At 55.6% G+C, this 20,031-nt stretch carries 18 protein-coding genes and 1 tRNA gene; 14 read left to right on the top strand and 5 right to left on the bottom strand.

Annotation, left to right across the window (positions count from 1 at the left end):
• Window positions 1-48: 48 nt before the first annotated feature.
• Window positions 49-864 carry a bifunctional DNA-formamidopyrimidine glycosylase/DNA-(apurinic or apyrimidinic site) lyase gene (gene mutM / locus G482_RS0113150; RefSeq protein ID WP_028450414.1) on the bottom strand — a complete coding sequence of 272 codons (816 nt, stop codon included), beginning with the start codon at window positions 862-864 and terminating at the stop codon, window positions 49-51.
• A gap of 83 nt (window positions 865-947) precedes the next feature.
• Between mutM and G482_RS0113145 the strand changes: the two genes are divergently transcribed.
• The 8 genes from G482_RS0113145 (at window position 948) to G482_RS0113110 (ending at window position 7,787) form a co-directional block, all read left to right on the top strand.
• Window positions 948-2,690 (top strand): tetratricopeptide repeat protein, encoded by a 1,743-nt coding sequence (locus tag G482_RS0113145; RefSeq protein WP_028450413.1) that lies wholly within the window; start codon window positions 948-950, stop codon window positions 2,688-2,690.
• Window positions 2,656-3,255, top strand: a complete 600-nt coding sequence (locus G482_RS19735; RefSeq protein ID WP_051259021.1) for an outer membrane lipoprotein LolB — start codon at window positions 2,656-2,658, stop codon at window positions 3,253-3,255. The genes G482_RS0113145 and G482_RS19735 overlap by 35 nt, the downstream gene beginning before the upstream one ends.
• Window positions 3,252-4,163 carry a 4-(cytidine 5'-diphospho)-2-C-methyl-D-erythritol kinase gene (gene ispE / locus G482_RS0113135; protein WP_028450412.1) on the top strand — a complete coding sequence of 304 codons (912 nt, stop codon included), beginning with the start codon at window positions 3,252-3,254 and terminating at the stop codon, window positions 4,161-4,163. The genes G482_RS19735 and ispE overlap by 4 nt, the downstream gene beginning before the upstream one ends.
• An 18-nt stretch (window positions 4,164-4,181) precedes the next feature.
• Window positions 4,182-4,258: transfer RNA gene (locus G482_RS0113130), tRNA-Gln, on the top strand.
• Window positions 4,259-4,319: 61 nt separating this feature from the next.
• Window positions 4,320-5,270, top strand: coding sequence for a ribose-phosphate pyrophosphokinase (locus G482_RS0113125; RefSeq protein ID WP_028450411.1), 951 nt, complete (start codon window positions 4,320-4,322; stop codon window positions 5,268-5,270).
• Window positions 5,271-5,401: 131 nt separating this feature from the next.
• Window positions 5,402-5,977, top strand: a complete 576-nt coding sequence (locus G482_RS0113120; protein ID WP_028450410.1) for a 50S ribosomal protein L25/general stress protein Ctc — start codon at window positions 5,402-5,404, stop codon at window positions 5,975-5,977.
• Between the two features lie 122 nt (window positions 5,978-6,099).
• Window positions 6,100-6,714 carry an aminoacyl-tRNA hydrolase gene (pth, locus tag G482_RS0113115; protein ID WP_034619792.1) on the top strand — a complete coding sequence of 205 codons (615 nt, stop codon included), beginning with the start codon at window positions 6,100-6,102 and terminating at the stop codon, window positions 6,712-6,714.
• A 14-nt stretch (window positions 6,715-6,728) separates the two neighbouring features.
• The gene (locus G482_RS0113110) at window positions 6,729-7,787 is read left to right on the top strand and encodes a CobW family GTP-binding protein (protein WP_028450408.1); all 1,059 of its coding nucleotides are present in this window, start codon (window positions 6,729-6,731) and stop codon (window positions 7,785-7,787) included.
• A gap of 3 nt (window positions 7,788-7,790) precedes the next feature.
• On the opposite strand, the gene G482_RS0113105 is transcribed toward G482_RS0113110, so the two are convergent.
• The 4 genes from G482_RS0113105 to G482_RS0113090 all read right to left on the bottom strand — a co-directional run bounded on the left by G482_RS0113105 (window position 7,791) and on the right by G482_RS0113090 (window position 12,628).
• On the bottom strand, window positions 7,791-8,324 hold the full coding sequence (locus G482_RS0113105; RefSeq protein ID WP_028450407.1) for a hypothetical protein: 534 nt from the start codon (window positions 8,322-8,324) through the stop codon (window positions 7,791-7,793).
• A gap of 261 nt (window positions 8,325-8,585) precedes the next feature.
• Window positions 8,586-9,890 carry a c-type cytochrome biogenesis protein CcsB gene (gene ccsB, locus G482_RS0113100; RefSeq protein WP_028450406.1) on the bottom strand — a complete coding sequence of 435 codons (1,305 nt, stop codon included), beginning with the start codon at window positions 9,888-9,890 and terminating at the stop codon, window positions 8,586-8,588.
• The gene (locus G482_RS0113095; protein ID WP_028450405.1) at window positions 9,887-11,932 is read right to left on the bottom strand and encodes a cytochrome c biogenesis protein ResB; all 2,046 of its coding nucleotides are present in this window, start codon (window positions 11,930-11,932) and stop codon (window positions 9,887-9,889) included. The genes ccsB and G482_RS0113095 overlap by 4 nt, the downstream gene beginning before the upstream one ends.
• An 81-nt stretch (window positions 11,933-12,013) precedes the next feature.
• Entirely contained in the window at window positions 12,014-12,628 is a 615-nt protein-coding gene (locus G482_RS0113090) for a c-type cytochrome (protein WP_034619738.1), read from the bottom strand.
• A 133-nt stretch (window positions 12,629-12,761) separates the two neighbouring features.
• Between G482_RS0113090 and yihA the strand changes: the two genes are divergently transcribed.
• The 6 genes from yihA to G482_RS20450 all read left to right on the top strand — a co-directional run.
• On the top strand, window positions 12,762-13,391 hold the full coding sequence (yihA, locus tag G482_RS0113085) for a ribosome biogenesis GTP-binding protein YihA/YsxC (protein ID WP_028450403.1): 630 nt from the start codon (window positions 12,762-12,764) through the stop codon (window positions 13,389-13,391).
• 304 nt (window positions 13,392-13,695) lie between these two features.
• Complete coding sequence (pilG, locus tag G482_RS0113080; protein ID WP_028450402.1) at window positions 13,696-14,079, top strand: twitching motility response regulator PilG; 384 nt, start codon at window positions 13,696-13,698, stop codon at window positions 14,077-14,079.
• A gap of 35 nt (window positions 14,080-14,114) precedes the next feature.
• Window positions 14,115-14,477, top strand: a complete 363-nt coding sequence (locus tag G482_RS0113075; RefSeq protein WP_028450401.1) for a response regulator — start codon at window positions 14,115-14,117, stop codon at window positions 14,475-14,477.
• Between the two features lie 60 nt (window positions 14,478-14,537).
• Window positions 14,538-15,011, top strand: a complete 474-nt coding sequence (locus tag G482_RS0113070; protein ID WP_051259019.1) for a chemotaxis protein CheW — start codon at window positions 14,538-14,540, stop codon at window positions 15,009-15,011.
• 36 nt (window positions 15,012-15,047) lie between these two features.
• Window positions 15,048-17,225, top strand: coding sequence for a methyl-accepting chemotaxis protein (locus tag G482_RS0113065; RefSeq protein WP_028450399.1), 2,178 nt, complete (start codon window positions 15,048-15,050; stop codon window positions 17,223-17,225).
• Window positions 17,226-17,286: 61 nt separating this feature from the next.
• Window positions 17,287-20,031, top strand: a 2,745-nt coding sequence (locus tag G482_RS20450) for a FimL-related protein (RefSeq protein WP_034619737.1), incomplete at its 3' end; no start/stop codon positions are given.

The following is a 20,031-nucleotide window of genomic DNA, read 5'->3' as shown; positions in this document are numbered from 1 at the left end:
CAGCTTGCCTTAATTATTCTCTGTTTATGCCGCGCCCTCTGGCGCTTGTCAATCTTGGCAGCGCGGACAATAGAAAGTCGCCCTCTGCGCCTGCCGGATTGTTGTAATTGCAGTACTACACACCCGGCAAGGTTGGCCCGCGCGGCCATAGACATAGCTATTAATCATGAAGTATCCGGCCTTGCCATCGGTATCCACATAATCCCTTAAAGTGCTGCCGCCAGCAGTAATCGCCTCGGTAAGTGTGTGCTTGATCTCATTTACTAGGCGACTGATTTCGGCTGCGGTCAGGCTGTTGGCCGGGCGCTGCGGGTTGATGCGGGCGCGAAACAGTGATTCGGAGGCATAAATATTGCCGACGCCGACCACGATGTGGTTATCCATCAAATTGGGTTTGATCGGGGTGCGCTTATTGGCAAGCTGGCTAGCCAGATAAGTGGCATCAAACGCTGCACTTAGTGGCTCGGGGCCGAGTGCCGCGAGCTGCGGGTGCAGCAGCGGATCGCCAGTTAGCCACAGCCAGGCACCAAAACGCCGAGGGTCGCGATAGCGCAGCAAATGGCCATTAGCGAGCATCAGATCGATATGGTCGTGTTTTTCGGCCGGATAGTTTTCGGTTAATACCCGCAGATTGCCCGACATGCCGAGGTGAATGAGCACGGTGCCGCGCTCTACTTCGAGTAGTAAATATTTGGCACGCCGGCGCACCGATAAAATCGTTTGCCCGGGCAAAATCTGCGCCAGCTCGGCCGGCACAGGCCAGCGTAGCCGCGGGTTGCGCACTATGATGTCAGCAATGGTTTGCTGTAAAAGATGATGCTCAATTCCGCGGCGGGTGGTTTCTACTTCGGGGAGTTCGGGCATGGGCAGGGCCTGCAGTTGGACTTTGCTGCCTAGTTTACCTAATATCGACATTCCGTTTGTCGCCGCTCACTGTTGGAGCATTCATGACTTTCCCCCTTCGTGCTGTCCTGGTTTCCCTGAGTTTATGGCTGGGTGGCTGCGCCAGTACCTTGCCGCCAGCGGCCACCCCCAGCCCGACGCCGGCTGCCGCCGATAATGATGCCGATGCGCTGCCCCAATACAGCGAAGCGCAGCTACCCAAGCTGGAAATGAGCGATGAGCTGATGTTGCGCTTCCTAGTGGGTGATATCGCAGCGCAACGTGGTCAATTTGGCCTCGCCGCCGAAGCCTGGGTGGATCTGGCGCGCAAATCCAAAGACCCACGCGTGGCGCAGCGAGCGGCTCAGCTTGCCGTGGCGTCGGGGCAATTGGTGTTGGCACAGGAAGCGACCGAAATCTGGATTGCCGCCGCCCCCGAGGCGCTCGCGGCACGGCAGCTGATGGTGAGCTTATTACTGCGTAGTGGCCGGCTGATTGAAGCCAAGCCGCATCTGCAAGCGATGTTTGCAGCTAAGCCCAGCGAAGTGGCGCCCTTTTTCCTGCAAATGCATCAGCTGTGGCCCAAAGAAGTGGATCGCCAAGCCGTACTCGATCTCACGCTCGAGCTAACTGCACGCTACGATAATCTGCCCGAGGCGCATTTTGCGCGCGCGGTTGGCTATGGTGGCGCCAAGCAAATCGACCCGGCGCTGGCCGAGCTGAATCTGGCCCTGAAGCAGCGGCCAGATTGGGAGCCAGCGGTGCTGTATAAAGTGCAGCTGCTGGAAGGCAAAGACCCGCAAGCCTCAGCCCAACTACTGGCGCAGGCTGCAAAAAATAATCCGCAATCGCTGGGCGTGGTACTCGCGCAAGCGCGCTTGGCGGCAGATAGTGGCGAATTAGTGCCGGCCCTGAGCGCCTACGAGCAAGTGCTGGCGAAAAACCCGGATCAGCTCGAAGCGCTGATCGGCCATGGTTTGGTGGCCATGCAACTCAATGAAGTGGCTAAGGCGCAGCGCAGCCTGCTGCGCTCGGTCACGCTCAACCCCGCGGCCACCAGCCAGCTGGCCCCGTATCTGGGGCAGGTGGCCGAGCAGCAACACCAATATCAAGATGCGGTGGATTGGTATTTGAAAGCGGGCGCCGATAAGCAAGCCTTGCTGCAGCCACGCTTGCCGCGGCTGTATGCCAAGCTCGGCCAGCAGGCCAAGGCCGATCAGGCGCTGGCGGCGCTACCGGTCGCCACCGCGAAAGAGCAGGCCAGCAAAGCGCAAATCGAGGCGCAGGTTTGGCGCGAGCGCCGGCAACTGAATAAAGCATTGGCCGCGCTGGATAAAGCCGTTGCGGCGCAGCCCGATGAGGCCGAGCTATTTTATGATCGCTCGCTGTATCGTGATCTAGCTGGCGATTACGCCGGAGCAGAAGCGGATTTGCGCGAATTTCTGCGCCAGCAGCCCAATAGCGTGAATGGGCTCAATGCCCTGGGGTATATCCTGGCGAACCGTACTGATCGTCTCGTTGAAGCGGATACCTACCTGGGGCAAGCCATTGCGATGCAGCCGGATAATCCGGTGATTCTGGATTCGCTGGGCTGGTTGCGCTTTAAGCAGGGTAAGGTGGCCGAGGCGCAGCAATTATTAGAGCGCGCCTACCGGCAGATGCCGGATGCTGAAGTCGCCGCCCACCTGGCTGAAGTGCTGGCGCAGCAAGGCGACACCGCGCGTGCCAAAGCGCTGCTGGATGAAGCGCTGGCGCGCCAGCCGGATGATGAGGTTGCGCTGGAAACTCGCCAGCGCCTGGGGCTTTGAGCGGATGAAAGAACTAGGATTGGCGCTGCTGGCTTTGTGCTTGGCAGCCTGTAGTTCGACGCCGCTGGCGCCGCCATCGCAAGGCTTTGCCGCCAGTGGGCGGGTGAATATTCGCCAGGCAGAGCGGGCGGATACCGTGCAGTTTGTCTGGCAGGCCAGCGCCGAGCGTGACACGCTGGCGCTGAATACCCCGTTGGGTAATACCCTAGCCGAGTTGCGTTTGCGCTATGAGCGTGATGTGGTGGTCGAGGCTGAGCTCGATCGCGGCACCGAGCGCCGCACGGCTCGCGACCCTGAAGCATTATTGCTGGAATTGACCGGCGTACAGTTGCCAGTTAGTGGTATGCGCTGGTGGTTGCGTGGCTTGCCTGCGCCCACGGCAGCATTTAGCCGCGAGGGCGACACCCTCGTGCAGGCTGGCTGGCGGATTAGCCCTAGCGATTACCGGGGCGGCCAATGGCCCTATCGGATCGAGTTACAACGGCTCGACAGCGCGCAGGATGCGATTAAAATCCGCGTTTTGATCAATGAATGGCAGCAGGCGAGCGTCGCCGCACAACCATGAGCACAGCTTCTTATCTTCCCGTCGTTGATGCGGCGGGCTTTCAGGCCTATCCGGCCCCTGCCAAGTTAAACCTGTTTTTGCACGTCACTGGGCGTCGCGCCGATGGTTATCATTTGCTGGAATCGATTTTTCAGCTGGTTGATCGGCAAGACACGATCTGGCTGCGCGTGCGGCCCGATACTGCCGTAGTGCATCACAACCCACTGCCGGGGGTGCCGGCCGAGAGTGATCTCACCGTGCGCGCGGCGCGCCTGTTGCAGCAACACACGGGCTGTCAGTTAGGGGTGGATCTGCGGGTGGATAAAGTGCTGCCGATGGGCGGTGGCATGGGCGGCGGCAGCTCCGATGCGGCCACGGTGTTGCTGGCGCTCAATCGGCTCTGGCAGCTGAATTTATCCCGCGCGGCCTTAATGGCGCTGGGCGTGCAGCTGGGCGCTGATGTGCCGTTTTTTCTGTTTGGGCGCACGGCGCTGGTAGAAGGCATTGGCGAAATTATGACGCCGATAGCGGTGCCCGAGCAGCAATTCGTGGTGCTGCACCCGGCCGTGCATGTTCCCACTCCCGCGATTTTCGGCGCCCCGGATTTGCCGCGGAATACGGCCTCGGTGAAGGCGGCGCTACTGGCAGGTGAAGTCGACTGGATGCAATTGCACAACGATTTGCAAGCCGTTGCGGTGGCAAAATTCCCTCTGATTGGCGCGCAGTTAGACTGGCTCAATCAGTTTGCGCCCGCTAGAATGACGGGGTCGGGCAGTTGTGTGTTTGCAGCGTTTGCGCGGCAAAGTGCGCAAAAAAACGCTTCACAAAATCAGGCGGATGCAGTAATATCCTGCCTTCTTGAAGGGATGACCGGGTTTACCTGCTCTTCAATAAGTCAGCACCAGTTACTCGATTTTGCGACTGACTAAGTCAGCGGCAAATTCGTTAGGGGAGTCGCCAAGTTGGTTAAGGCACCGGATTTTGATTCCGGCATGCGAAGGTTCGAATCCTTCTTCCCCTGCCACCTATAAAAAGAAAAGCGTGTAATCACCGGTTACACGCTTTTCGTTTTTCAGGAATCGAAAATGGCTTACGACAGCCTCATGGTTTTTACCGGCAATGCCAACCCAAGGCTTGCTGAGCGTGTAGTGAATCACCTGGACATCTCTCTGGGGCGCGCCACTGTTGGCCGCTTCTCGGATGGAGAAGTGACGGTGGAGTTGCTGGAAAACGTCCGTGGTCGTGACGTATTTGTATTGCAATCCACTTGTGTGCCGACCAACGACAACATCATGGAAATGATGCTGATGGTGGATGCGCTGAAACGGGCTTCGGCCGGCCGGATTACCGCCGCTATCCCTTATTTCGGTTATGCCCGCCAGGATCGTCGTCCGCGCTCAGCCCGGGTACCGATTTCGGCTAAAGTCGTAGCCAATATGCTGCAAGTGGCCGGCGTTGATCGCGTGTTGACGGTCGATGTTCACGCCGACCAGATTCAAGGCTTCTTCGATATTCCGGTGGATAATATTTATTCCACACCGGTATTGCTGGCTGATATCCGCGCGAAAAACCACGAAGACCTGATGATTGTTTCTCCTGACGTGGGCGGTGTATTGCGCGCGCGTGCGATGGCGAAACAGCTGGGTGTGGATATGGCCATCATCGACAAGCGTCGCCCGAAAGCCAATGTGGCTGAGGTGATGCACATCATCGGTGATGTGAAAGATCGCACCTGTATCATCATCGACGACATGATCGATACCGCCAATACCCTGTGTAAAGCCGCTGAAGCACTGAAAAAATTCGGCGCGAAAAAGGTCATGGCTTATGCCACTCACCCGGTATTCTCGGGCGCGGCGGTAGAGCGCATCTTGCAGTCGGCGCTGGATGAAGTCGTAGTGACTGACACCATTCCGGTGTCGGAAGAAGCGCAAGCCAGCGGCCGTGTACGCGTTGTTTCGATTGCGGGCCTCTTGGCGGAAACCATGCGCCGCATCAATAACGAAGAGTCGGTGTCTAGCCTGTTCGTTGATTAATTGATTTATACAGCCTGTAGGTATTGCCCTGCAGGCTTTGTAGTAAAAGCATTCTGAGGATATACCCTCTGAATCATATGCTTCTCTGGTCGCGGGGGGCGTATGTTGTTATCCAAACTGGAGTTTTAAAAATGACTTTCGAAATTCAAGCTAAAGCCCGTGAACTGCAGGGTACTGGTGCGAGCCGCCGCCTGCGTAAAGCTGGCCAACTGCCAGCCATCGTTTACGGTGCAGGCGAGCCTCAAGCTATCGCCCTCGATCACAACAGCATGTACTACACGCTGCAAGACGAGAAATTCCACACTGCCCTGATCAACCTGTCAGTTGACGGTGCAGCGGCTCAGCAAGTTCTGCTGCGCGCGGTGCAATACCACCCGTTCAAACAGCAAGTACTGCACGTTGACTTCCAGCGCGTAAACAGCGACACCGTTGTTGAGCTGAAAGTACCTCTGCACTTCGTGAATGGCGATACTTGCCAAGGCGTTAAACTGCAAGGCGGTAGCATCAGCAACGTACTGAAAGAAGTAATGGTTCGTTGTGCTGCTTCTAAACTGCCAGAGTACATCACTGTTGACCAAGCCAACCTGGCTGTAGGCAACCTGTCTGTACACTTGTCAGATCTGGTTCTGCCAGAAGGCGTACAACTGGTTTCACTGCTGCGCGGTGCAGACCTGGCGGTTTCTCTGCTGAACGGCGCGAAAGGCTAAGCTTTTCTCCGTTGGCAGTAGCCAAACCCACCCCGCCTCGGCGGGGTTTTTTTATGTTCGCTCGCATCGCGAGCCGTGGCGCTTCGCGCTATGATGGCGGGCTGTGCAAAGAGTATGAAATCATGAGCATCAAATTGATTGTGGGCCTGGGCAACCCGGGCGCCGAATACGCGGCCACCCGTCACAATGCGGGCTTCTGGCTGGTGGATGAGCTAGCCCGCGACGGCAAAATTATGCTGCGACAGGACAGCAAGTTTCACGGCCAAGTGGGGCGGGTGAATCTGGCTGGCCATGATGTTTGGCTATTGCAGCCGCAAACCTATATGAATCGCAGTGGCCTGGCGGTGGTGGCACTGGCGCAGTTTTATAAAATTCTGCCTGACGAGATCTTGGTCGTACACGATGAGCTGGATCTGGCGCCTGGCCTGGCCAAGCTCAAGCAAGGCGGCGGCCACGGCGGGCACAATGGTCTGCGCGATATTCAGGCCCATCTGGGTACGCCCAATTACTGGCGCCTGCGCTTAGGTATCGGGCATCCGGGCAATAAGGCCGAGGTGGCTAATTTTGTGCTGAAACCGCCGCGGCGCGAAGAGCAGGAAGAAATCGATAAGGCCGTGATCAAGGCCTTGAGCGTGTTGCCCAAGCTGTTGGCCGGGCAAAGTGGCCAAGCGATGAGCCTCTTGCATACCGATGAAAGCAAGAAACGCGAACACAAACCGGCCCCGAAATCCGAATAAACACCGAGCCTGCTATGTCCACTACCGCTGCCCCAATCCCTGTCAACATCGTTACCGGTTTTCTCGGGGTGGGTAAAACTACCGCCCTCATGCATTTGCTGGCGAATAAACCGGCCGATGAATATTGGGCCATTGTGGTGAACGAATTTGGTGAGGTCGGGATTGATGGCGCGAGCCTGTCGGCGGCGGGCGAGGGCTTGCAGGTGGCGGAAGTGCCTGGCGGCTGTATTTGCTGTACCACCAGCCCGCAGCTGCGGGTCACACTCACCAAGTTAGCTAGGGGTATTCGTCCGCAGCGCTTATTAATCGAGCCTTCTGGGCTGGGACACCCCGCGGGTATTGTGGATTTATTGCGCGACCCAATGCTCGCTAGCGCCTTTGAATTGCGTGCGATTGTCACTTTGCTTGATCCGCGGCATCTGGCCGATAGCCGCTATACCACGCACGAAACGTGGCGCGATCAGCTGCAATTGGCCGATGTGCTGGTGCTGAATAAATGTGATCTGGCCGATGAGGCGCAAATCACGGCGGCCGAGCAGATGGCGGCCGCCCAGTTTCCGCCCAAACTGGCTGTACAGCGAGCGCGGCAGGGCGTTTTTGCGGCTGATTTGTTGGATCTGGAATTGCACCCCGAGCGCTGGCCAGCAGAGCCCGTGGCAGCGCCGCAGGGGCATCGTTTGCTGCCGCGCCGCAAGGCAGCTCCAGCTGCGGATGCCAGCGAGCAGCCCCTCGTGTGGCCGGTGCGCAAAACGCAATCCAGCCTTGGCTCGCATAGCTGCGGCTGGATTTTCTCGCCCGAGACTTGGTTTGCCAGTGCTCAGGTGGCGGGCTTGTTTGAAGCGCTGCAAGCCCCCGATAACCTTGGGCTGGTGGGCTTGAGCCGGGCCAAAGGGGTGTTTCAGACCGAGCGCGACTGGTATCGCTTTGACTGGGTGGAAGGAATGGTGGGGGCCGCGCCTAGCGCCTACCGTCGCGATAGTCGATTTGAGGTGATCGTAGAAAGCACAACAGCGCCCGATTGGGCGCTGTTGGAAGCACAACTCTTGGCGGCGATCATGACGCCGCGTCGCTAAACGTTAATCGCTCAGCGCGCTGCGCACCTGCCACATATACGAATCGGCCATGTCGTTGAGGCCGGCGTCGCGCATGGTGCGCTGCCAGCGGTCAATACAAAACTGCAGCTCTTCCGGTGTGCTCATCACATCAAATACATCCTGCAGCATAAATTCCAGCTTGCCGCCCAGATAGGTCTGGTCGGTCATGCTGATGATCCGGCGCACATTCTGTAGCGCTTTGGCGCTGGGCAGGCCTTTGAGCGGGGTTGAGCCGGGCGGTGGAATCGTGGGTTGTACCGTTGGATCGAAGATGCTGGGCAGGCGCTCAGGTGGCTGGCGCGCGCCTTCTTCAACGATCAGACCCAGCTCCATCAGCTTAACCAGCCGGAGTTTGAGCTCTTCTAGATTTGGGCTAAAAGCGGCCAGATCAGCGATCCGGTTCTGGCCATCAATCAGAAACAGCAGTTGACGCTGCTTGATCGGGAAGCCGGCCGAGCGGTTTTGCAGCTCGTGGTTACCGAGTTCCGTGCGGATGAATAGCGTGTTGTTATCCATGGTGTAAACATGCCTTTTTGTGGCGTAGCAGCATAGCGAGCGAACATGTTATCGCCGACCTTGCACCCGTGGGTGTGTGGAAATGTTACCGGGGTATGTTGCGGCGGCGCAAGAATAAGCAAATGATGATGCAAAGCCTGTATTAACAAGGCTTTTGCGCTGATTTGCTGGCGCTTTTGGCTGGCGGGCAGTTTCAAACGATTGTTGCAAAATGGAAACAGGCCACCCGCGGGTGGCCTGTTGGCGTCAAATGGTTCTGGTTTACAGCCCGCCGTAGGAGTGCAGGCCGGAGAGGAACATATTCACGCCAATAAAGGCAAAAGTGGTAATAAACAGCCCGACCACCGACCACCAAGCCAGCACTTCACCGCGCCAGCCTTTCACCAGCCGGATATGCAGCCAGGTGGCGTAATTCAGCCACACGATTAGGGCCCAGGTTTCTTTCGGATCCCAGCTCCAGTAGCCGCCCCAGGCATCTGCCGCCCACATTGCACCCAGCACGGTGGCGATGGTGAAAAACAGAAAACCGACGGCAATGGCCTGGTATGACACTTCTTCCAGCATGTCGGGCTTAGGGAAGACATGTTGCAGGCGGCCACGGTTGGCGGCAACCAGCAGCAGGCCGGCAATGCTATAGCCAAATTTCGCCGCAAAGCCAACGCCGGTGAGGTTATTTGGGTCGCTAGCGAGGCTGGCGGCATTCAGGTGGGCAAGCAGCGTGAGTGCAAACACGGCCAGCGAGCCCAGCAGCAGGCCTTTGCGAGTGGCGGGCTGGATGGCTTTCGGGCTGGCCAACAGCCAAGCAATGCCCAACATGGCGGCGATCGCGAACGCACCATAGCCAACAAAGTTCGCTGGCACGTGGATCTTCATCCACCACGATTGCAGTGCCGGAATCAGCGGCTGAATTTCATGCGCCTGCCGATCAAAGGTGTACCAGATGATAAAGGCGACGGCCGCACAGATAATCGGCAATACAAACGCGCCCATGGAGCGAGCCTGAAATTTCGCTTCGTAATACAGATACATCAGCGCGGTGATCAGGCAGAACAGGATAAATACTTCGTAAAGGTTCGAGACCGGAATATGCCCAATGTCGGCACCGATCAAATAGCTTTCATACCAGCGTACCAGCTTGGAAGTCATGGCCATGACGGCGGCGGCCCAGGTTAGGCCAGTGGCAACCCGCAGCGCGGTGGCCGAGCGTTTAAAAAGGCCCAGCCAGTAAACAAACATTGCCAAGAAAAACAGCACGCACATCCACATCACCGCCGATTGGCTAGACAGGATGTACTTGAGCCAGAAAGCGCTCTGCCCACGGGCAAGCTCGCCCTGATACAAGCCAATGGCCGCCAGTGCCAGCAAGGCCGTGAGCGGGAAGTACCAGCGCATGGGTTTCCAGAACCAGCCCAGCCAGATCAGGCCTGCGGCCGACCCCAGCAAGATGCCTTGCTCGTAATAATCCAGATAGCCGTGATAGAGCTGCCAAGTCAGGCAGCCAGCCAGCACAATTAGTGCCGCGTAACCATAGTCGGCCCAGTTGCGGGCGGGGGTAAGTGCATTCATGCGTCAGACTCTTGCTCGGTAGGTTTCTGCCCCAGCAGTTGTTGCTGGTGGCGGGCAAATTCGCGATCCAGATCCGGGGTTTTGCGATTGCTGCTCATCGCCAGCAAGGTACCTTGCTCGCTCAGATGCACCCACAGCCGGTTTTCCCGGATGTAGAACATGCAGAATACGCCCAGAATCAGCAGCAGCGAACCCAGATACACCACGTTCTTGCCGGGTGAGCGGGTGAGCTGGAAGCCGCTGGCTTTGACCTCGTTAAAGCCATTCAGTTGCAGGATAATCGGGCTGCCGTAATCAAACAGCTGGCTGGTGGCCACCAAGCTATCCATCAGAAAGCGATAGTTGGCTTCATTCATCGGCAACTGTGGCAGGCCCGCGCGGCCGGTGGCCACATCCATGGCATCAATCACCGCACCCTGCAGGACTTTTAAATAGGTTTGCGCCACGGCTTGGCGTTTGTCATCGGGGACTTTTTCGGCCAAGAAGCGATCAATCGCTGGCAGGCCGCCTTGCGCAAATTGGCTGAGTACCGTTTGGGTGACTTCGGCAAACTGAGCTTGGCTTTGTGCCGACACGCCTCCACCCGCTTGGGCTTTGGCCGCGGTGCGGCGAGCGATCTCGGCATGCAGGCTTGAGTCGAGCAAGGTTTGGCGCAGGCGGATAAAGCTGGCAATCTGATTGTCGCTATCTAGGGGTATACGCACGAAACTAAATGGTGCTGATACTTCCCGACGTATACCCGTCACAAAGTAGCTGGCGCCATTTTCAAAAAACGGAGTCATATAATTTTGATATTCCACCGCTTGGCCGGTGTCATCGCGCAATTTGAATTGCACCATAGGGCCAAGGTTGCGCAGATTTTTGCTGCTGGTGACGGCTTGCGCGCTGGCGAGCCGCTCTTGCAGTTTATCCACCGCGACGGCCGAAGTGCTGCCTTCGGCGGGTTTGCCAAGATCTTCGATATTGAACGGCCGCAGATCGCCGACTTCCAGTTGATATTTGCGGCCAGCTAAGGTGAGGGCTTGATTGGTTTGCGAGCGAGTATTGAGTGGGCTGGTTTTGCCGCTGGCCAGATCCCATTGCATAAATTCCAGGCCCGAGCCGCCATCGCCAAAACTGGCCTGATAGATGGCTACCCCATCAACGATCAGCGGGTGATTCACTTTCACCGTGCCGCTTTGGATGACTTTGCCACTTTGTAGATCCAGCACATCAATATCGCTGGCAAACAGCTTGGGCATTCCGGTGGAGTAGTGCTCGATATGGAATTTCTTGAGTTTGAGCGCGAAGGGCAGCTCTTGCACAAAATAGCCATTGCCGGCATTCAGAAACACGACTGAAGCACTGCTCCCTTCGCTTAAGGTGACATTGCCACGGAAAGACAGATTATTGCTCTCGAGCCGGCTGATGGCTGGAATCTGGCTTTGTGGAATATCCCGTACTTCCGGGGCTTTCAGGCCAAAGGTTTCCAGTAGTTTTAATGGCAAATTGCCATCCATCAAGCCACCAATACAAATCACCACAATCGCCAAGTGGGCAAAAAGATAGCCCAGTTTTTGCCAGCTGCCTTTTTTAGCCGCCAGCAGGGTGGTATCGCCCTCGTGGCGGATTTTGTAACGATAACCTTCGCGTTGCAGGTAACTTTCAACGGCGCTGGTTTCTAGGCGCTTCGCTTGTTCCGCGTGGTGGCTGATGAGGCGCAGCGAATTTAAGCTGGCTTTTTCGCGATAGCCTTTGAAGTCGCGCACAACGCCCGGCCAGTGACGCCAGATGCATAAGCTGGTCGATACCACGAGGAAGGTCAGAATAACCAGAAACCAGCTGGCGTGGTAAACATCAAACAGCCCCAAAGGCTGGAAAATGCTGAACCAGAACTCACCAAATTCCACCCGGTAATTCACATAGGGCTCGTTCTGTTTTAAAACGGTGCCGATGATGGACGCAATGGCCAGAATGGTGAGCAGACTGATGGCAAAGCGCATGGATGACAGCAGGTCAAACAAGGCGCGGCGGAAGGGCAAATGGCGGGAAGCTTGGGTCATAAACTAAAAAAGGGGCAGAGGTCGTGCTGACCTTGACCCCTCTTGGTAAGCAACAGGAACCGCAAGTTCCTGCGCGAATGATTAATGAAGTGCCTGAATGTACTCAGAAACCGCTTTGATCTCTTGATCAGACAATTTGGCGGCGATTTCGCTCATCGGCTGGTTGTTGTTACGCTCGCCGACACGGAATGCAGTCAGCTGGGCCGCAGTGTAAGCCGCATGTTGACCACTCAGGCGTGGGTATTGGCCAGGAATACCTGAACCTGCTGGGCCGTGACAGGCCATACAGGCAGGTACGTTTTTGCTGGCAACGCCGCCGCGGTAGATTTTCTTACCGGCTTCGATCAACTCTTTATTTGAAGCGCCTTGAGCTTTCGGTTTTTGCTGGCTGAAATAAGCGGCCACATTGGCCATATCGGCATCTGACAGCGGGGTAGCCATACCCAGCATCACGGCATTTTTACGCTTTTGGGTCTTGAATTCATGTAGCTGCTTCACAATGTATTCTGGGTGCTGGCCAGCCAGACGCGGGTTTGCACTTGCGACACTGTTGCCATCAACGCCGTGACAGGCGGCACAAACTTGATCGACGATCACTTTGCCCTTGCTGGGGTCGCCTTTGCTGCCGGCGGCGAAAACTGCCGGCGCCATCATCAAAAGTGCTGCTAGCTTGATTGCTACAGTCGTGCTGCGCATAAATCCGCTCCCGTAATTGTGCGTATTTGTCGGTGCTTTGGGTGGACTTTTGTCCGGTTGTTGCCGACGATGGTCTATCAAATGCTGGTATTCTATAGCAAGACCCCGATACAAACCACTATGGCGCTTTCAGATGTCCCTATTTCAAGGCCTTACTTTTCTCACTACCGTCAATGATTTAAAAGCACTTCCACCCGACGGGCTAGAAGTGGCCTTTGCTGGTCGTTCTAATGCTGGTAAATCCAGTGCAATCAATACGCTGGCCAATCACACTCGGCTTGCATATGTTTCAAAAACACCAGGTCGTACTCAGCATATCAATTACTTCGATTTTGGCCAGTTGCGGCGACTGGTGGACTTGCCCGGCTATGGTTATGCTGCTGTGCCTGAAAAAATCCGCCTGCATTGGCAGGGACTTTTGGGTAAATACCTGGAAACCCGCCCGAATCTAATTGGCCTCGTGCTGATTATGGATAGCCGCCGCCCGTTGACCGAGCTGGATCGGCTGATGCTCGATTTTTTTATGCCGACCGGCAAACCGATTCATTGCGTGCTGACCAAGGCTGATAAGCTCAATAACCAAGAGAAAACCCAAGCGCTGCGCACGGTGAAAAAAGAATTCGCCGATTACCCGCATATCACGGTGCAGCTGTTTTCTAGTTTGAAAAAACAGGGTGTTGATGAAGTCGAGCAAGTGGTGGGGGCTTGGTTTGCAGCTGCGATGGCAGCCGAGCAGGATAAAGAGCCGATGGACGGGGAATAAATTTCCTTGCTTAATGAGTCAGTCCGGCTATTTTGAACTCTAGGTGCGCCCCTGCACCTCCCGCTTTTCCTCCCTGAGCGGGGCTCCGTTTGGAGCATCTATGTGGCCCCAGTCAAGGATAATTTCGGCTGGGGTTTCTTTTTTTCTACGCTTTCTGTATTAGCCTTGTCTAAATCCTTCCCGCCAGCATAAGATTTTAGCCTTAATAGAAAATCAACTAGATAACACGCGCTTTAAAGCGCCTGTGCTATCGTTGCAGTGTCAGCCGTGTGCCGCGCGCGGCAATGGAATCGGGGAGGTTGAGATGTCGAGTTTAGCGGGTGTTAAAGTGATGGTGATTGATGATAGCAACACCATCCGCCGCAGTGCCGAGATCTTCCTAGGGCAGGCCGGATGTGAAGTGATCTTGGCTGAAGATGGGTTTGATGCCTTGGCCAAAATTGCCGATCATCATCCGCATGTCATTTTTGTCGATGTTATGATGCCGCGTCTGGATGGTTATCAGACCTGCGCCTTGATCAAAAAGAACCCGCGCTTTAAGTCAACCCCAGTGGTGATGCTGTCTTCTAAGGATGGCTTGTTTGACCGTGCACGTGGGCGCATGGTGGGCTCTGACGAATACCTCACCAAACCATTTACCAAAGACAGCCTGTTGACTGCGGTGCGCTCACACGCTGGCTTAGCCTAATTTGTTGATTGAATTTACTTTGTGGATAAACCGAAATGGCCATCAAAAAAATCCTGATCGTTGATGATTCTCCAACCGAACGTCATTTCTTGGGTGAATTGCTAACGAAAAACGGTTTTCAGATTATGACTTTGGAATCGGGTGAAGAAGCCGTTGCCAAGACCAAAGACCTGATGCCTGATTTGATCCTGATGGATGTGGTAATGCCGGGCATGAATGGCTTTCAAGCTACCCGTACCATCAGCCGCGATGAAGCGACTAAGCATATCCCCATCATCATGTGTACCTCGAAAAATCAAGAAACCGATATGGTCTGGGCGAAGCGCCAGGGAGCGGTTGAGTACGTAGTAAAACCTGTGGATTCGCAAGAGTTGCTTAGCAAAATTGCCAGTCTGTAATTCTAGGTAGGGCTCAGCATGGCAAAACGGATTAGTTTGCGAGAGTACCAGCAAGGGGTAATGGACCGCTTGCAATCTGCTGCCGCAGTGGCTCAGGTCGATGCGCGCTTGGGGATTCAGATCGGTACGGAAAACTGGCTGGTGGATTTAGGTGACGTCGCTGAAGTGATGCCGCTGCCCTTGGTCGCGGGGGTGCCGCTGGCTCATCCTTGGTTTAAGGGTATCGCCAATGTGCGCGGGAATTTGGTCAGCGTAACTGACCTGCCCGCGTTTTTGGGTTTGAGCCATCCTGGGTTTAACAATATGTCGCGGCTGGTAATGTTGCAGCCTCGGCATTTGCCGCATGCGGCAATCCTAGTCAATAAAATGCTGGGCTTGAAACACTTGGCCGATTTTAGCGCTGAGCCTGCGGCGACCGATGCGCCACCTTGGCTGGGTGATCGGTATCGAGATGCGGCAGGGGCAGAATGGAAAACACTAATTATTGAAGAGCTGGCGAAACAGCCAAGCTTTTTGCAAACAGGTATTGCATAAAAACGATCACTATTGGGTGTGGTTTGGGAGGCAGCAATGGGAGTGGTGGATAAAATCAAGGGGCTCTTTTCGGGTAGCGATCAGGCTGGAAAGGCCGAACCGAAAAAGCAATCGTTCGATCCGTCGAGAACAACGTGGATCTTGGACAAAATCCGCCTGCCGGAAGGTGATACTTCACAGCTGGCTAAGCCGCTGCCGCTGATCGGGCATCTACCATCACGGCAACAGATGGCCATCTTGCTGCTGGTGATGGTGCTCAGTTTGCTGCTGTTTGCACTGACCGCATTTTTGTCTTTCCGCTCAGCGGAAACCAATGCCAACCACCAAGCGATTGCGACGGAAATGCAGATGCTTTCGCAGCGTTTGGCACGGGCTTCCAATCAGGCGGTGCAAGGTAATGAAGAAGCGTTCGGCATTTTGCAAGACGCCTATACCAAGTTCGATGCCAACTTGACCGAACTGACCGATGCCCAAGGCTCTTGGAATTTGTTTCAAGTTTCTGGCTCTGAGCTCATCGGCAAGATTACCGAAACTTGGAATGCGTCTTACCGCCCTAATCCAAGCCGGCCAACGGTAGATACGATTCTTAAGCAAAAACCCCAGCTGATTACCATCGGTAAGAGTGTGGATGGTATTAACGTCAATGATGCCAAGCTACTCGAGCAAACCCAGCAGCTGACTTCGATGCTGGCCGATGGCGGTGCTAACGCGCGGGAGCTTGATTACGCCAATCAGCTGTCGATGTTGTCGCAGCGGATGTCGAAAAACGCCAATGCGATGCTGGCTTCTGAGCTGATCAACCCTGAGGTGGTATTCCTTTTGGGTAAAGACGTATCGACGTTCAAAGAAATCCTGAAAGGCTTTGCCGAAGGCAATCAAGAGCTGCAAATTCGCGCGGTAGAAACCACCGCACTGGCAGAGAAAATCGAACAGATTCAAAGTCTGTTTAAAGATTTTGAAGTGGTGGTTGCTTCGTTCTCTACCAATATGCAGCCCTTGGTGAATACTCGCTTGGCTAATCAGGCGATTGTGCGCGATTCGGATAAGCTGCTGACCGATACCGCTGAACTTGCAACCCAGTATGACAATAAAACCGGTGGTTTTATTGTGGGTGCTTTGGAGCTGGTGTTGATTGGTTTGGCTTTGGGCTCATTGCTGTTACTGGTGCGGGTATTCAACCAAGAGTCGGTAAAACGTCGTTTGGCCTCCGAGGCAGAGAACCGCAAAAATCAGGACGCGATTTTGCGCTTGCTGAATGAAATGGGTGACTTGGCCGATGGTGATCTGACGATTCGTGCCTCGGTAACCGAGGACCTGACCGGTGCGATTGCTGACTCGATTAACTTTACGATTGAAGAGCTGCGGACGCTGATTACGGGGATTAACCGTGCGACGGACAAGGTAAATTCTTCGACCGCCCAGGCGCAGCAAATTTCTGAGCAGCTGCTGCAAGCCGCTGAGCGTCAATCGCGCGAGATTGAAACCACTAACCGTAATGTTGAGCAGATCGTACAGTCGATTCAGGACGTATCATCCACCGCCGCCCAATCGGCAGATGTAGCCCAAACCTCGCTGCAAGCCGCAGAGCAGGGTGCGGATGCGGTAAATAACCAAATTAAAGGGATGAACGAGATTCGCGAGCAGATTCAGGAAACTGCAAAACGGATTAAACGTCTGGGCGAATCGTCGCAAGAGATTGGTGAGATCGTAGAGTTGATCTCCGACATTACCGAACAGACCAACGTACTGGCTTTGAATGCAGCGATTCAGGCTGCCGCCGCCGGCGAAGCTGGCCGTGGCTTCTCGGTGGTAGCGGAAGAGGTTCAGCGACTGGCGGAGCGCTCTGGTGAAGCAACGAAACAGATCGGCGCGATTGTGAAAACAATTCAGGCCGATACCCACGATGCGGTAGCGGCGATGGAAGTGTCGACGCAAGGGGTAGTGGAAGGGGCGAAACTATCTGACTCGGCCGGTACGGCGCTGGCAGAGATCGGTCGCGTATCACGTGAACTGGCTCGTCTGATTGAATCGATTGCCCACGAAACTGAGGGTCAAACTGCACTGGCGGCCAAAGTAACCGACACCATGCGTGACATTTTGGCCATTACTGAACAAACCACCCAAGGTACCAAACAGTCGGCTGAAGCGGTTGGTGAGCTGACTGGCCTGGCCTCTGAGCTGAAGTCTTCGGTGGCCGGCTTCAAGCTGTCTTGATTTTTTTCTGATCTGACAGGGTTGAACCATTGGTTCAACCCTTCTTTCATGGGATTCTGCCATGAGCATGCATACTGAATTCGATAAAAGCTCGTTGCTGTGGGTGAACGCAGAAATCGAGAATACGCTGGCTCAGGCCCGGCAATCCTTGCAGCAATTCAAGGATAAATCCGATGCTTCCCATCTCAAACATGCCGCTAGTTATTTGCACCAAGCCTATGGTGCGCTAGAGCTGGTTGAGCTGACTGGGGTGGCGCGATTCTGCGAAGAAATTGAGCAGGTGATTTTTGCCCTTGAGCGCGGCGATCTCACCGCCGAAAGCTTGCCCACCATTGAGCAAGGCCTGGCCGATATCAATCAGTATCTGCAACGGCTGATGGCTGGCATGCCGAATATTCCACTGAGCCTGCTGCCAACCTTCCGGCTGCTGGCACAGTTGCGCAAAGGCAGTGCCTCAGGGGCGGAATTGTTTTTTCCGCAACTGATGCTGGATTTGCCCGTGGGCTTGCCCAGCAATCCGCTGGCGGCCGAAGCGCTTACCGCGCTGATCCGCGAGCAGCGCAAACGCTATGAGAGCGGCCTGCTGCGCTGGCTGAAAGGGCAAAATCAGGTTACTCCAGTGATGGCCGCCGCTTTGGCGGAGCTGGCCAAAGCCCAATCATCAAGTATTCCGCGTGCTTTCTGGTGGACCGCGGCGGCGGTAATTGATGGCCTGGGTACTAACCGCGCCGGGCTGGATCTTGAGCCTAAGCAGCTCCTGCTGCGCTTGAATTTGCAAATTCGGCGTTTGGCCGATGGCTCAAGCAAGGTGGCCGAGCGCTTATTCCGTGATTTGCTGTATGTACTGGTCCAGCTCGATACCGATAGCGCGCTGGCAAAAGGTCTTGCGCAGCAGTTTGAATTGGCGGCCATGCTGCCGAATGAGCAGGACGTCATCTCGGCCGAAAGCGTTGCTGGGCAACAGCTCGCGCGCAGTTTGCGCGACGAATTGGGCCAAGCCAAAGATCTGTGGGCGCGGGTAGCCAGCGGTAATCAAGAAAAACGCAGCCAAGTGCAGCATCATTTGCGCCAAGTGTTGGCCAAGAGCGAAGCGCTGCAAATTGATGGCTTTGCAGGTTTGTTGCAAGGTTTGCTAACGGCAAGCGATAGCCCGCAAGCGGCCGACACCTTGGCGCTGGAAATCGCCACCGGGCTCTTGCTGGCCGAAAATGCGCTGCTGATTTACCCAAGTCAGGCCGAAGATTTCAGCGAGCAAGTTCATGCGCTGCTCGCACGCTTGCAAGACCCCGCGGCTAGCCACGAATTACCGCAGCTGGATGAAGTGAGCCGCGAAGCTCAGGAGCGGATGTTGCTGGGTCAGCTGTCGAATGAAATCCGCAGCAATCTGCAAAGCATCGAAGAAATTCTGGATGCATTCTTCCGTGACCCGGCGCAGCGCCACCAGCTTGAGCAAATCGAGCCGATGCTGCATCAGGTGCAAGGCGCACTGATGATGCTGGATCGCCCGCAGGCGGTTGAGCTATGCCATCAATGTCTGTTGCGGATCACCAGTTATATGGAAGCCGAAGAGCTGCCAGAACAAAGCAAACTCGAAGAGCTTGCTGAGGCGCTGTCCGCATTGGGCTTCTATGTCGATGATCTTGCGCAAAAACGGGATGAAGAGAATCAATTGCTGCCGATGCTGCATCGCTTGCAAGGCGAGCAGGATCAGCCCGCTCTGATCGAAGAAGCCCCGTTGGCGGCGCTGGAAGCCGAGCCGGAAGTGCAGGGTATTGTTGAGGCGCCAGTCGCAGTGAAAGCGCCAGAGCCGGTGCTTGAAAATAAACCACTGCCGGTCTCTGAAGCGGCGATGGATGCCGAACTCTTGGAGGTCTATCTCGAAGAGGCGGTCGAAGTGCTGGCGGCCATTGAGCAGAATATTGACGTGCTGCGCACCGATCCACAGCAGCACGAAGCCATCACCACCATCCGCCGTAGTTTCCACACCCTGAAGGGCAGTGGCCGCATGGTTGGACTGTTCCAACTGGGTGAAGTGGCCTGGTCGATCGAGCAGGTGATGAACAAATGGCTACAGCTGGAAAAACCAGTCACGCCACGCCTCTTGGCCTTGCTGGAGTTGACCCACACCGCTTTTGGTAACTGGATACAACAGTTGCAAAAAGAGGGGCATGTCTCGGTAGAGAGCAGCGCAATTGAGCTGGAGGCCAATACCCTGCGGAGTATGGCTGAAGCGGGTGAAGATGAAGCGCCTGCGCCGGCGGCTGAAGTAACACTCGAGGAGCCCGCGCTCAGCGAAGAAAACACCGACATCCAAATTGGCGTGGTGGCTGTGTCGCCTGTGTTGTTCGGCATCTTCTGCGATGAGGCCAAAAAACACCTCGCAGCCTTGCAGCATGGCGTGGCCGTGCTGGCGGAAACCAATCAAACCGAGCCACAGTTTATTCTAGCCGCCCATACTCTGGGCGGTATCGCTTCGACAGCGGGCTTCCGCCCCCAGGGTGAGCTGGCCTACGCCGTTGAGCATGGCCTGCAAAATCTGGGTGCCGAAGCCGGTGAGCATAAAGACCTGTTTGCCGATGCCGTAAACACCCTCGACATCATGCTGAGCATGATTTTCAACCAGCAAGTGCCACCAACTGCACCGGGCTTAGTGGCGCGGTTGAGCGAATTGCAGGCAAGTGGCGCCGAACTCTCGCTCGATGGCGAGGAAATCGCTGCCGATGCCGCACCTGCAGCTCTGGCATTTGATACTGAGGTTGTGCCAGCATTTGCCGAAGCCGAAGCCGAAGCCGAAGCCGAAGCCGAA

The organism is Chitinibacter tainanensis DSM 15459 (genome assembly GCF_000429785.1).
GTDB lineage: Bacteria > Pseudomonadota > Gammaproteobacteria > Burkholderiales > Chitinibacteraceae > Chitinibacter > Chitinibacter tainanensis.
This window is presented reverse-complemented; position numbering and strand designations above follow the sequence as displayed.